Source organism: Kitasatospora cinereorecta (assembly GCF_024172095.1).
In the GTDB taxonomy this organism is placed as follows: Bacteria; Actinomycetota; Actinomycetes; order Streptomycetales; family Streptomycetaceae; genus Kitasatospora; species Kitasatospora cinereorecta.
In genome coordinates this window covers 1,267,425-1,280,377 of sequence record NZ_JAMZDX010000002.1, presented here as the reverse complement: position 1 = coordinate 1,280,377, position 12,953 = coordinate 1,267,425, and the positions used below count along the sequence as shown (strand labels likewise).

At 72.9% G+C, this 12,953-nt stretch carries 10 protein-coding genes and 1 pseudogene; 5 read left to right on the top strand and 6 right to left on the bottom strand.

Annotated elements, in window-relative coordinates; genetic code table 11:
- Nucleotides 1–2 precede the first annotated feature (2 nt).
- The gene (locus FHR36_RS12680; protein ID WP_253796469.1) at nucleotides 3–839 is read left to right on the top strand and encodes an alpha/beta fold hydrolase; all 837 of its coding nucleotides are present in this window, start codon (nucleotides 3–5) and stop codon (nucleotides 837–839) included.
- Nucleotides 836–2,050 carry a glycosyltransferase gene (locus FHR36_RS12675; protein WP_253796468.1) on the top strand — a complete coding sequence of 405 codons (1,215 nt, stop codon included), beginning with the start codon at nucleotides 836–838 and terminating at the stop codon, nucleotides 2,048–2,050. The genes FHR36_RS12680 and FHR36_RS12675 overlap by 4 nt, the downstream gene beginning before the upstream one ends.
- 170 nt (nucleotides 2,051–2,220) lie before the next feature.
- Here FHR36_RS12675 and FHR36_RS40290 read toward each other — a convergent pair.
- Nucleotides 2,221–2,349, bottom strand: a pseudogene (locus FHR36_RS40290) (LuxR C-terminal-related transcriptional regulator); the annotation flags it as partial.
- Between the two features lie 922 nt (nucleotides 2,350–3,271).
- Between FHR36_RS40290 and FHR36_RS12660 the strand changes: the two are divergent.
- From FHR36_RS12660 to FHR36_RS12650, 3 genes are all read left to right on the top strand, one after another.
- A complete protein-coding gene (locus FHR36_RS12660) occupies nucleotides 3,272–5,545 on the top strand; it encodes a M4 family metallopeptidase (protein WP_253796466.1) in 2,274 nt (757 codons plus the stop codon).
- A 238-nt stretch (nucleotides 5,546–5,783) separates the two neighbouring features.
- Nucleotides 5,784–7,043: an esterase/lipase family protein gene (locus tag FHR36_RS39280; RefSeq protein ID WP_308199300.1), complete on the top strand. Its 1,260-nt coding sequence runs from the start codon at nucleotides 5,784–5,786 to the stop codon at nucleotides 7,041–7,043.
- An 11-nt stretch (nucleotides 7,044–7,054) separates the two neighbouring features.
- Nucleotides 7,055–8,083 (top strand): alpha/beta fold hydrolase, encoded by a 1,029-nt coding sequence (locus tag FHR36_RS12650; protein WP_253796465.1) that lies wholly within the window; start codon nucleotides 7,055–7,057, stop codon nucleotides 8,081–8,083.
- Between the two features lie 27 nt (nucleotides 8,084–8,110).
- On the opposite strand, the gene FHR36_RS12645 is transcribed toward FHR36_RS12650, so the two are convergent.
- The 5 genes from FHR36_RS12645 to FHR36_RS12625 form a co-directional block, all read right to left on the bottom strand.
- Nucleotides 8,111–9,151 carry an aldo/keto reductase gene (locus tag FHR36_RS12645; protein ID WP_253796464.1) on the bottom strand — a complete coding sequence of 347 codons (1,041 nt, stop codon included), beginning with the start codon at nucleotides 9,149–9,151 and terminating at the stop codon, nucleotides 8,111–8,113.
- Nucleotides 9,148–9,798, bottom strand: a complete 651-nt coding sequence (locus tag FHR36_RS12640) for a LutC/YkgG family protein (RefSeq protein WP_253796463.1) — start codon at nucleotides 9,796–9,798, stop codon at nucleotides 9,148–9,150. The genes FHR36_RS12645 and FHR36_RS12640 overlap by 4 nt, the downstream gene beginning before the upstream one ends.
- Entirely contained in the window at nucleotides 9,795–11,231 is a 1,437-nt protein-coding gene (locus FHR36_RS12635) for a LutB/LldF family L-lactate oxidation iron-sulfur protein (RefSeq protein ID WP_253796462.1), read from the bottom strand. Before FHR36_RS12635 ends, FHR36_RS12640 begins: the two co-directional genes overlap by 4 nt.
- Nucleotides 11,228–11,959 (bottom strand): (Fe-S)-binding protein, encoded by a 732-nt coding sequence (locus tag FHR36_RS12630; RefSeq protein ID WP_253796461.1) that lies wholly within the window; start codon nucleotides 11,957–11,959, stop codon nucleotides 11,228–11,230. The genes FHR36_RS12635 and FHR36_RS12630 overlap by 4 nt, the downstream gene beginning before the upstream one ends.
- Nucleotides 11,960–12,030: 71 nt before the next feature.
- Nucleotides 12,031–12,735 carry a bifunctional 4-hydroxy-2-oxoglutarate aldolase/2-dehydro-3-deoxy-phosphogluconate aldolase gene (locus FHR36_RS12625; RefSeq protein WP_253796459.1) on the bottom strand — a complete coding sequence of 235 codons (705 nt, stop codon included), beginning with the start codon at nucleotides 12,733–12,735 and terminating at the stop codon, nucleotides 12,031–12,033.
- Nucleotides 12,736–12,953: the final 218 nt, after the last annotated feature.

Genomic DNA, 12,953 nt, shown 5'->3' with positions numbered 1-12,953 from the left:
CCGTGGCCTTCCTCGACCTCGACGGACTGCGCTGCCACGTGCAGCGGCTCGCCCCGAGCGACGGCGGCCCGCCCTGCGGGACCGTGGTCCTGGTGCACGGGCTGCTGACCGACAGCCTGGCCAGCTACTACTTCACGCTGGCCCCCGCTCTCGCCGCCGCCGGCCTGGACGTGGTGATGTACGACCACCGCGGCCACGGCCGCTCCGGACGGCCGGCCAGCGGCTACCAGGTGGAGCGGTTCGTGGCCGACCTCGACTCGCTGCTCGACCGGCTGGCGGTCGCCGGGCCGGTGCACCTGGTGGGCAACTCGTTCGGCGGCACGGTCGCGTTCGGCCTGGCCGTCCGCCGACCGGAGCGGGTCGCGAGCATCCTGGCGATCGAGTCCGAGCCCGCCTCACCGGCCTGGGCCGCCAAGCTGGACGGGATCCTGCGACGGGCCCGCATCGAACTCACCGCGGAGTCCTCGCTGGCCTGGGTCGCCGCCGAACGCGGCCGGCACACGGCCAGGTTGGCACGCTCGGCGGGCCGGCTGCTGGCCGCCACCTCGCTCGCCCGGGACATCCCGGAGAGCCTGCTGCCGACCGAGTCGCAGCTACGCGCGATCGGCTGCCCGGTGCTCGCGGTGTACGGCACGGAGTCGGACCTGGCCGAGCAGGCGTCCTGGCTGGACGGCCTGCTGCCGGCCTGCCGGAGCGAGTTCGCGGCCGGGCAGGAACACTCCGTCCTCATCGAAGCTCCGTCACTGGTCAGGACATTGACTTTGAACTGGCTGCGCGAGCAGGGCGTCGGGCTGCGCGGGTCGGAGATTCCCGAGCCGGCGGAACGGAGTTTCAGGTGAGCCGTCTCCTCCTCGTCGTTCCGCCGCTGGTCGGGCACGTGAACCCGCTCGTCGGCGTCGCCGCCGAACTCACGGCCCGCGGGCACACCGTCGCCTGGGCCGGACTGCCCGAGCTGGTGGGGCAGTTGGCCGGCGAGGACACCGAGGTGTTCCCGTGCGCCATTCCGCCCCTGGCCCCCCACCGCCCGCCGGAGCTGCGCGGGCCGGCCGCGTTGAAGTTCCTCTGGCAGGAGTTCCTGATCCCGCTCGCCGAGGCGATGGCACCCGACATCGAGGCGGCCTGCCGCCGCTTCCGTCCCGACGTCCTGGTGGTGGACCAGCAGGCGGTGGCAGGTGCCCTTGTCGCGGAGCGGCTCGGTCTGCCGTGGGCCACCTCCGCGACCACCTCGGCCGAGTTCACCGGAGCGCTCGACGGCATGCCGCTGGTCGAGGCGTGGGTCCGCGAGCTGCTCGACGGGCTGCGCGGGCGGTTCGGCGACCCGGCAGCCGACACGGACCCGCGGTTCTCCCCGCACCTGGCGCTCGCGTTCACCACGGCGGAGCTGGCCGGTGAGCCGACCGGCGCCGGAACCGGCCGGGTGCGCTTCGTCGGCCCGTCGCTGGCGGCCCGGCCGACGTCTGCCGCGTTCCCGTGGCAGTGGCTCGACCCGGCCCGCGCCACCGTCCTGGTCACGCTCGGCACGGCCAACACCGACGCCGGCGCGGCCTTCCTGACCGTCTGCCAGCAGGCCCTCCAGGCCCGCTCCGACCGCTTGCAGGCGGTGATCGTGGACCCGGCAGGCGTGCTGGCCGACCTTCCGCCCAACCGCGATGTCCTCGCCCTGCCCGCCGTCCCCCAGCTCAGCCTGCTGCCGGGCACCGACGCCGTGGTCTGTCACGCCGGCCACAACACGGTCTGCGAGGCACTCTGGCACGGCGTGCCGCTGGTGGTCGCCCCGATCCGCGACGACCAGCCGGTGGTGGCCCAGCAGGTGGCCACCTCCGGCGCCGGTGTCCGGATCCGGTTCGGCCGCACCGACGCGGACCGCCTCGGCCGGGCGGTGGACGCGGTGCTCGACGATCCCACCCACCAGGACGCCGCCCGCCGGATCGCCGACTCCTTCCGGGCCGCGGGCGGCGCCTCCCGCGCCGCCGACCACCTCGAGGCCCTGGCCGCCACCGACCATCCGCCCACCGCGTCCGCACCCGAACACGCGCAGGAATCCCGCTGACCGAGCCGCACCCCGCGGTACCGGGGGCCGGGCCCGCACTGCGGATCCCCGGCCCCTGGCTCTCACCGTCAGTCGGCCGCCTCGTCCTCGGAGAGCTTCGCGCCGACGTTCTTTCGCGTGGTCCCGAGCTTGCGCAGGGCGTTGGCGACGTGCTGCTCCACCGTCCGCGGGGACAGGAAGAGGGCTTCGGCGATCTGCTGGTTGGTGGCGTTCGTGGCGAGGAGTTCGGCGACCTGTCGCTCGCGGGGGGAGAGCCGGCTTCCGTAGCCGCGCCGTCCGACGGATTCGGGTCTGGTCAGTCCGAGGTGCCGGGCGAGGTGGTCGGCGCGGGCGAGGTCGGCGGCGGCTCCGAGCGCGGTGAAGGCGGCCGTGGCCTGCGCGAGCGGTTGGGCGGCTTCGGCCGGGTCGGTCTCGGCGCAGGCCCGTGCGCGGTGTTCGGCGGCCAGGGCGGTCTCGTAGGGGCGGCCGATGTCCTGCCAGAGGTGCTGGGCGGCGGCGAAGTGGCCGGCGGCGCGGGACGTGGCGCTCGCCTGTGGAAGGGGCCGTCGGAAGGAGGCGGCCCCTCCACCACGGGGGCTCCTGGTTCAGCCGAGTCCGAGGCCGCCGAGAAGGCCTCCGAGAAGGCCACTGAAGTTGCCGAGCAGGCCGCTGAGCGCGTCCATGAGAAAAACTCCTGATCTGTCGGTGTTGGAGACCTGAGCATCACCAGCTGGAACGCTGTCTCACGGAGGGCCCGGCCTCCCCACCCGGGTGGGCCAACAGAACCACTCGAAGGCAGCCTCGGCGCCACGGATTCGGGTTCCGCCCGACCTGTGTCCGATCACGACCCCGATCAGCCCGACCCGAGCGCTGCCGGCCTTCCGCTCCAACGGCGGAGCCCGAGTCGTAGACCGCCGGCCCGAACGTTCCACGTGCCACTGCGAACCGGCACGCCGGATCTGTGCCGATCGGCCCGGCGGCCGGTGTCCCGAGGCGCGCCGACCTCGGCGGGATCCGTCACCCAGGGGTGCTGCCGCCATCTGTACGTACCCGTAGAAACGGGGTTACGGATGGCAACCCTGACGATTCCTCGGCAAGGATGCCGCCGGCGGTGGGGGATGACATGCCCTCACCAACCCCGCGCCACAACGCACCAACGCACCTCCAGCCCCGTCCGGGCGGCAACCGAGCCGTCCGGCCGTCACCGGCCCCAACCCCCGGGCCGTCGCAGAAGGAGTTCCGTTGTTACGTTCCCCCCGCAAGGTCGCGGCCGTGAGCGCCTGGATCGTCGGCGCCGCGCTGGTCACCGCGACCCTCCCCGCCGGCGCGGCGAGCGCCGAGTCCGGCCGTTCCGCCCAGACCCTGGCGGTCTCCGCGAAGCCGCTGGCCGGCGCGCTCGCCGCGCCGCTCGGCCCGGGCGAGCGGTCCGTGCTGCTGAAGGCCGCCGAGGCCAACGTCGCGCGTACGGCGGCCGCGCTGCACCTGGATGCGCAGGAGAAGCTGCAGCCGCGCTCGGTGCTCAAGGACGCCGACGGCACGGTCCACACCCGCTACGAGCGGACCTTCGCCGGCCTGCCCGTGCTCGGCGGCGACCTGGTCGTGCACACCGCCCCCGACGGCTCGATCAAGGGCGTCGACAAGGCCGCCAGGGGCTCGGTGGCGGTGGCGTCCACCACCCCGGCCCACAGCGCCGACTCCGCCAAGGGCCTGGCCGTCGGCCGGGCCGAGGCGGCCGGCGCCAAGCAGGCGAAGGCCGACTCGGTGCGGTCCGTCGTCTGGACGGCGAGCGGAACCCCGGTGCTGGCCTGGGAGACCGTGGTCGGCGGCCTCCAGCCCGACGGCACCCCCAACGCGCTGCACGTCATCACCGACGCCACCACCGGCGCGAAGCTCTTCGAGTACCAGGCCATCGAGACCGGTTCCGGCACCGGCCAGTACAACGGCAAGGTGACCATCGGCACCACCAAGTCCGGCTCGGGCTGGACCATGACCGACGGCGCCCGGGGCAACCACAGGACGTACGACCTGAAGGGCGCGGAGGACGGCACCGGCACGCTGTTCACCAACGCGAACGACGTGTGGGGCAACGGCAAGCAGAGCAACCGTCAGACCGCCGCCGTGGACGTCGCCTTCGGCGCCCAGGCGACCTGGGACTACTACAAGAACGTCCACGGACGCACCGGCATCAACGACGACGGCAAGGGCTCGTCCAGCCGCGTGCACTACGGCGACGGGTACGTCAACGCGTTCTGGGACGACGACTGCTTCTGCATGACCTACGGCGACGGCGACAACAACGCCAACCCGCTGACCTCGCTGGACGTCGCCGCCCACGAGATGACCCACGGCGTCACCGCCGCCACCGCCAAGCTGAACTACAGCGGCGAGTCCGGCGGGCTCAACGAGGCCACCTCCGACATCATGGCCACCGCGGTGGAGTTCAACGTCAACTCGGCCGCCGACCCCGGCGACTACCTGATCGGCGAGAAGATCAACGTCTACGGCAACGGCGAGCCGCTGCGCTACATGGACAAGCCCTCCAAGGACGGCTACTCCAAGGACTACTGGCACATCGGCCTCGGCGACATCGACGTCCACTACTCCTCCGGCCCGGCCAATCACTGGTTCTACCTGGCCTCCGAGGGCAGCGGCCACAAGGTGGTCAACGGGGTGACCTACGACAGCCCGACCGCCGACAACCGGCCCGTCACCCCGATCGGCCGGGACGCCGCCGCGAACATCTGGTACCGCGCGCTGACCACGTACATGACCTCCACCACCGACTACGCCGGCGCCCGCACCGCCACCCTCAAGGCCGCGGCCGACCTGTACGGCCTGAACAGCGTCACGTACGTCAACACCGCCAACGCCTGGGCCGGCGTCGCGGTCGGCAGCCGGATGGCCCTGGGCGTCTCGGTGGCCGACCCGGGTACCCAGGAAAGCGTGGTCAACCAGGCGGCGAGCCTCCAGATCCAGGCCAGCAGCACCAACCCGGGCGCCCTGTCGTACGCGGCCACCGGCCTGCCGGCCGGCCTGTCGATCAACGCCTCCACCGGCCTGATCTCCGGCACCCCCACCAAGCTCGGCACCAGCAGCGTCACGGTCAAGGCCACCGACAGCACCGGCGCCGCCTCGACAGCGACGTTCACCTGGAAGGCGGTGTCCGTGCTCACCACCTTCGAGAACACCACCGACGTCCCGATCCCCGACGAGGGCCCGGCCGTCTACTCCGACATCGTCGTCAGCGGGCGCACCGGCAACGCGCCCAGCACCCTCACGGTGGACGTCGACATCAAGCACCCCTGGCGCGGTGACGTCGTCGTCGACCTCGTGGCCCCCGACGGCACCGCCTACCGACTCAAGGAGCGCAGCCCGGGCGACGGAGGCTACGACGTCATCGCCACCTACAAGGTCAACGCCTCCAGCGAGCCCGCCAACGGCACCTGGCGGCTCAAGGTCCAGGACATGTACGCCGAGCTGGCCGGCTACATCGACAGCTGGAAGCTGACCTTCTGACCAGCACCCGGCACCACGAAGGGCCCGCGGCGACGCGGGCCCTTCGCGCGCCCGCTCTCGTACGGGTGCTCCGTTCGGTGGCAACCGTCGGCGTCCTGGCCACGTGGCCCGCGTCCACACCGGGTCGACCGAGGTGTGCGCCGCCGCCATGGGGAGGACCCTCCGGCCTCCGTAGCGTGTCGCGCACTGACTCGCGGGGTGAAGGGGTGGGCGCGATATGCGGAGAAACGGATACGGGGTGCGGAGAGGTCTGGGCCGGCTGCTCGCGGGCCTGCTGGCACTGATCGGTGCGGTCCTCCCGTCGGGGCCGGCTTCGGCGGCGGTGCCCTCCCGGCTGACCCTGGAGGCGACCTACAGCAGCGTGGCCAACGGTTGGGACCACGTCGAGCGGTACCTCGACACCACTCCCGGCTTCCACCAGGAGCAGTACCCGCCGGACGGCCGCGGCGACCAGGACGGCCAGCGGCTCACCTTCTTCGGCGGCGTCAAGCAGCCGTTCTCCGGCCGCTTCCTGCTCTACTCGGCCCCGGGCTGGAACACCGGCGCACACCAGGTCCCGGTCCTGCTGGTGCACGGCGCCAACGACAACCCGGACCGGGCCTGGGCCAATCCCGGCGAGTCCGGCGGCTACGGCTGTGGCGCCGCCTCCTGCCCGAACACCGGGCTGATGCAGTACCTGGCCGGGCGGGGCTACCGGGTGTTCGCGATCGGCTTCGCGCACAAGCAGGGCGACAACCTGATGCAGGCCCAGGAGGTCGGCGACGCCGTCGCGCTGATCCGTGCCAAGCTCGGCGTCCCGCAGGTGGACCTGGTGGGCTGGAGCAAGGGCGAGATGTCCACGCGGGCCTACGTGTCCTCGGTCAAGCCCGCCTGGGGCCGCCCGTACGCGGGCGACGTCCGCAAGCTGATCACCCTCGGCGGCCCGAACGGCGGCTACGACTACCCCTACGCCCACGGATGGGCGCACGACTTCTCGATCTGGCCGCAGTGCGGCGGCGCGGTCAACGCCCCCTCCCCGCACCTGCGCATGACCTGCTACGGCACCTGGACCGCGCACCCGGAGTTCTCCTTCACCCCCACCGGGGGCTACGACGACTACCCCGGGCAACGGCAGATGCTGGCCCGCTGGGACTCGGTCTTCAGCGTCGACCAGAGCCAGCAGGACTGGTACACGACGTACTACGGCGGACAGGGCTTCTACACCGACGGCGGCGGCATCCAGGTCGCGATCAACGCCGGCTCGCTGATCGCCCCGCTGCACCAGGCCGGCGTGCCCGCCTCGGTGACGGCCTACCTGCTGGCCGGCGGCACGCCCGACATCGTCGGCATCTTCAACGAGAACCGCGGCCCCAGTGACGGAGTCGTCTTCGTGGCGAGCGCACTGGACACCGGCGGCTTCGCCACCGTCGGCGGCACCGCGCTGATCGCTCTCGCCAACCACCTGGAACTCGGCTGGGACAGCGCGGCGAGCGCGCAGGTCGCCGGCTGGCTGAACTGAGGACCGGTCACATGATTGCCGATCGACTGACCGCAACCCGACGACTGACCGTGAGCTACGCCGAGATCGAGGACCGCACCGGGGAACCCGTGGTCCTGGTGCACGGCAACGTCTCCTCCAGTGTCTTCTGGCACTCGACCATGGCCGCGCTCCCCACCCGCTACCGCCCGCTGGCGCCCGACCTGCGCGGTTTCGGCGGCACCGAGCCGCTGCCGGTGGACGCCACCCGGGGCCTGCGCGACCACAGCGAGGACCTGCTCTCCTTCCTCCGGGCGCTGGCGCTCGGCCCGGTGCACCTGGTCGGCTGGAGCATGGGCGGTGGTGTGGTCCTGCAACTCCTGCGCGACCGACCGGACCTGGTCCGCTCGCTCACCCTGGTCAACCCGGTCTCCCCGTACGGCTTCGGCGGCACCCACGGAGTGGACGGGCAGCTCAACTCGCCCGACGGCGCGGGCTCCGGCGCGGGCGGCGCGGCCCCCGAGTTCGTCCGGCTGCTGCGCGAGGGTGACCTGGGCTCCGCGTCCCCGTTCGCGCCGCGCTCGGTCCTGGACACCGCCTACGTCAGCGAGCCGCTGGCCGAGCCGGACCGCTACCTGACCGCCATGCTCACCACCCGGGTCGGGGACGGCCACTACCCGGGCGACAGCCGTCCGAGCGATGCCTGGCCGGGCTTCGCCCCCGGCGAGCGAGGGGTGCTCAACTCGATGGCGCCCACCCACTTCCGGATCGACGACCTGGAACTGGTCGAGCCGAAACCGCCCATCCTGTGGATCCGCGGCTCGGCCGATGTGATCGTCTCCGACACCTCGCTCTTCGACCTGGCCCACCTGGGTGCTCTCGGCCTGGTTCCTGGTTGGCCCGGCGCCGACGCATGCCCGGCGCAGCCGATGGTGACGCAGACCCGTGCCGTACTGGACCGGTACGCCGCGGCAGGCGGGCGGGTGCGCGAGGTGGTGGTCGAGGGGGCCGGGCACAGCGTGCAGCTGGAACGGCCGAAGGAGTTCCTGGCGGCCCTCGTGGAGGCGCTGGACGGGGCGTAACCACCATCAGGGACAGGGCGGTCCGGGTCAGCCCGCCTGCTTGGGGGTCGGCACGTGGGCGGGGAGCAGTCGGCGTGCCTTCAGTTCCGTCCACAGCGCGTCCGGGATGGGGCAGTGGAGCATGGCCACGGCGTCCCTGACCTCGCGCGCGCTGCGGGTGCCGACCAGGGCTCGGGCCACGGCCGGGTGGCCGAACGGGAAGCGCAGGGCGGCGGCCCGGAGCGGAACGCCGTACCGCTCGCAGACGGTCCTCAACTCGACTTCCTGTTCCAGGAGCTGCAGATGCGCGGGCGCGTAGTCGAAGGCCGTCTCGGGCCCGGGGGCGGCGAGCAGACCGGAGTTGAAGACCCCGCCGACGACCACGGCGACGCCCCGCTCCGCTGCCAACGGCAGCAGTCCGGCCAGGCCGCGCTGGTCGAGGAGGGTGTAGCGGCCGGTCAGCAGGAGCGCGTCGAGGTCGGTGTCGCGGAGGATGTGGTCCGGCTGCTCGGTCCGGTCCACCGCGAGGCCGATCGCGCCGATCACGCCCTCGGCGCGCAGCCGCTCGAGCGCGGGGTAGGCGTGGTCCAGAGCCTGGTCGGTCCGGTCGTCGGGGTCGGGCAGGTAGACGAGGTCGATCCGGTCGAGGCCGAGCCGGTTCAGGCTCTCCTCGACGGAGCGGCGTATGCCCTCGGCGCTGAAGTCCCGGCGCCGCCGGTACGCGGCCGGGCCGGCCAGGCCGTCGGCGCGATCGCGGCCACGGGCGTCGGGGGCGGGGTCGAGGACGCAACCGGCCCTCGTGGAGAGGGTGTACTCGTCCCTCGGCCTGCCCCTCAGTGCCCGGCCGAGGCGGCGTTCGGACCGGCCGCGGCCGTAGTGGGGGGAGGTGTCGAAGTGGCGGATGCCGGACTTCCAGGCCGCGTCCACCGTCTGTTCGGCGTGGAGGTCACCGTCCGGGGTGCGCAGGTTGCCGATCGCTGCGGTTGCGAAGGAGAACTCACCGACGCGGACGGTGCGGTGACCGGGCCGCCCTCGATCGGCAGGGGTGGCGGTACCGCTGGCGCTACCGGTGACGGCCACCCGGCTCATCGCGGTGCCTCGCCCACCAGGACGACGTCGAGGCGGCGGGGGCCGTGGACGCCCTCGACGCGGTCGAGTTCGATGTCGCTGGTGGCGGACGGGCCGGAGATCCAGGTCTGCGGGCGGGTGGGGTCGAGCAGCGGGAGGGCGCGTGGCAGGGAGGCGACGACCTGGTCGGCGCGGACCACGCAGATGTGGTGGTCCGGGACGAGGGTGAGGATGCGCCGGCCCTGGCCGGGTCCGGCGTCCAGCACGATGGTGCCGGTCTCGGCGACGGCGAGCGCGCAGCCGGTCAGCGCGCTGTCGATGCCGTCCAGCCGTTCGGCCGTCAGCGCGGGCCCGTCGGTGAGCATCCGCACGCCGCCGACGGCCGACAGCCAGCCGGGGGGCAGGTCGGCGGGGACGGCCAGCGAGCGGGTGTCGTGTTCGCGCAGCAGGCGGCCGATCACCTCCGGGAGCTGCTGAGGGGTGGCGTGGTTGACGTGGGCCCGGTACTCGGCGAGGTTCTCGGCCAGGACGGCGAGCAGGGTGGGGCGGTCCTCGGTCACGTGGGCCGGCAGGTAGCCGCGGCGCAGCGGCGGCTCGTCGGTGGCGGGGACGTCGCCGAGGGCGGTCCGGATCCGGGCGAGGACGCGCTCGCGGGAGTCGGTCGTCACGGGGTGTTCTCCTGTCCGCGGGTCTTCCACCAGTCGCGGAAGGACTGTTCGGGCATCGTGGGCAGGTCGCGGGTGTCGCTCCAGGCCTTGGCGGGGCCGGGCAGCGGCAGTCGGCGGGGTTGGAGGCGGCGGGTGCGGGCGGCGGCGCGCAGCGCGGTGCGGTAGGCGGCGGGGTGGTCGAGGAGCCAGGTCGCGGCCTTGATCGCGGCGCGTTCGGCGCGGTGGCCGGTGCCGTGCTCGGCGACCTGTTCGCGCAGGTGGACCAGGACCTCGGGGATGTCGATGGCGACCGGGCAGACCTCGTAGCAGGCCCCGCAGAGCGTGGAGGCGTACGGCAGGGAGGCGTCCACCTCACTGGTGAGGCCGCGCAGTTGGGGGGTGAGGATGGCGCCGATCGGCCCCGGGTAGGGGGAGCCGTAGGCGTGGCCGCCGGCCCGCTCGTACACCGGGCAGACGTTGAGGCAGGCGGAGCAGCGGATGCAGCGCAGGGCCTGGCGGCCGACCTCGTCGGCGAGGGTGTCGGTGCGGCCGTTGTCGAGGAGCACCAAGTGGAAGTCGGACGGGCCGTCGCCGCGGGTGGTACCGGTCCAGATCGAGGTGTACGGGTTCATCCGCTCGGCGGTGGAGGAGCGGGGCAGCAGTTGGAGGAAGACCTCCAGGTCGCGCCAGGTGGGGACGACCTTCTCGATGCCGACCACGGAGATCAGCGTCTCGGGCAGGGTCAGGCACATCCGGCCGTTGCCCTCGGACTCGACCACGACCAGGCTGCCGGTCTCGGCGACGAGGAAGTTGGCGCCGGAGACGGCGACCTTGGCCCGGAGGAACTTCTCCCGCAGGTGGAGGCGGGCCGCCTCGGCGAGTTCGGCCGGCGAGTCGGTCAGGCCCTCGGGCGCGGGGCGGCCCCAACGGCTCATCGCCTCGCGGAAGATGTCGCGGATCTCACCGCGGTTGCGGTGGATCGCGGGCACCAGGATGTGGGAGGGCAGGTCGTCGCCGAGCTGGACGATCAGCTCGGCCAGGTCGGTCTCGTAGGCGGTGATGCCCTCGGCGGCCAGCGCTTCGTTGAGGCCGATCTCCTGGGTGGCCATCGACTTGACCTTGACCACCTCGCGCTCGCCCTTGGCCTTGACCAGGTCGGCGACGATCCGGTTGGCCTCGGCGGCGGCCTGCGCCCAGTGGACGGTGCCGCCGGCCGCGGTGACGGCCGCCTCCGCCTGGAGCAGGTAGTGGTCGAGGCGGCGCAGCGTACGGTCCTTGATCTCCTTGCCGGCCTGCCGGAGCTCCGCCCAGTCGGCGAGTTCGGCGACCGCCTTGGCGCGCTTGTCGCGGATGGTGTGGGTGGCGTGGGTGAGGTTGGCGCGCAGCTGCGCGTTCTGCGTGGAGACGGCGGCGGCCTTGGGGAAGGCCGGCATGCCGAGGTAGGTGCCGCTCATACCAGGGGCTCCTTCTCGGTGGAGTGCTCGGTGGAGGCGAGGATCTCGGCGAGGTGGACGGTGCGCAGCGGGGCGTCCTGGCGGCGCAGGGTGCCGCCGAGGTGCATCAGGCAGGAGTTGTCGGCGCCGCACAGCACCTCGGCACCGGTGGCGAGCGCATTCCGTACCTTGTCCGCGGCCATCGCGGCCGACACGGCCGGGTTCTTGACCGCGAAGGTGCCGCCGAAGCCGCAGCACTCCTCGGCGCCGGGCAGCTCGACCAGGTCCAGCCCCTTGACGGCGCGCAGCAGCCGCAGCGGGCGGTCGCCGAGCCCGAGCATCCGCAGGCCGTGGCAGGACGGGTGGTAGGTGACGGTGTGCGGGTAGTACGCGCCGACGTCGGTGACGCCGAGGACGTCGACCAGGAACTCGGTCAGCTCGTACACCCGGCCGGGCAGCGATTCGGCCTCGGGCAGGCCGAGCTTCGGATAGTTGTCGTGGATCATCGCCGCGCACGAGCCGGACGGGGTGACCACGTAGTCGTAGCCGGCGAACGCGGCGGCGGTGCGACGGGCCAGCGGCAGGGTCTCCGCCCGGTAGCCGGTGTTGAACTGCGGCTGCCCGCAGCAGGTCTGGGCCTCGGGAAAGTCGACCTCCACACCGAGCCGCTCCAGCAGTCTCACCACCGCCCGCCCCGTCCCGGGGTAGAGCGCGTCATTGACGCAGGTGACGAAGAGCGCGACTCGCAAAGCAACTCCCTGGAGATCATCAACGGCCCCGGCGTGGTGCGGAGGCGGGAACGGCAGGCTACGGCCGCGGCCTACCAGGGCACGGCCATGGCCCGTGCGGTGACCGACGCCAGCTGGCCGGGGCGGCCCGGGGCCCGCGACGCGGCGCACCACTCCGGCAGGCCGGCGGTGAAGTCCCGGGCCCGGCGGGTGATCTCGGCCCAGTCGCCGGAGGCGACCGCGGCCGGTGACACGACGTCCTCCCCCACACAGACCGCGGCCGCTCCCGCCGCCAGGTAGTCGGCGGCGTCGTCGGCGCCCACCCCGCCGGCGGCGATCATCGGCAGGTGCGGGTAGCGGTCGTGCATCTCCTGAAAGTAGCGCGGCCCGACGGTGCCGGCGGGGAAGACCTTCACCGCCGACGCGCCCAGGTGCGCCGCGTCGGCGATGTCGGTGGCGGTCAGGGCGCCCAGGACGAAGGGCAGGCCGAGCCGTCGCGCCGCGCGGGCGATCGCCGGGTCGCAGCCCGGCGCGACCAGGAAGGCGGCACCTCGCGCGGCTGCCGACTCGGCCTGGTTCACCGTCAGGATCGGGCCGACGCCCACCCGGGTTCCGGGTCGGCCGGCGGCGCCGACCGGCCGGGCGGCCGGTGCCGGGACGGCGGTGTTGAACTCGACCCAGTGGATGCCGCCCTCGGCGAGGGCCGTGCACAGGGCGACCGGGTCGGCGACCTCGCGGGCGCGGACGGCCGCGACGACCGGGGCGATGCGGGTGAGCGGGATGGAGGACAGACTCATCGCGCGCCTCCTCGTGGTCGATCCTGACAAGTCGTGGCCGGAAGAGGCCGCTCCTCAACTCTAGGCAGAAGCTCGTACATCCATCAAGGCAAGTCCGCGATGTTTCTGATTCATTTTCCCTCCCCGGAAGAAGCCGAAGGCCGTTTTACTGGGCAAACAACCCCGAGGCCACCCTTGCCCGAGGCAAATACATCTGATGTACTCCTTGCATCACCCGA

Bases quoted from the DNA above. Each gene is read 5' to 3' on its own strand.
- FHR36_RS12650 (WP_253796465.1), top strand. From the start codon at position 7,055: ATGATTGCCGATCGACTGACCGCAACCCGACGACTGACCGTGAGCTAC.
- FHR36_RS12645 (WP_253796464.1), bottom strand. From the start codon at position 9,151: ATGAGCCGGGTGGCCGTCACCGGTAGCGCCAGCGGTACCGCCACCCCT.
- FHR36_RS12635 (WP_253796462.1), bottom strand. From the start codon at position 11,231: ATGAGCGGCACCTACCTCGGCATGCCGGCCTTCCCCAAGGCCGCCGCC.
- FHR36_RS12625 (WP_253796459.1), bottom strand. From the start codon at position 12,735: ATGAGTCTGTCCTCCATCCCGCTCACCCGCATCGCCCCGGTCGTCGCG.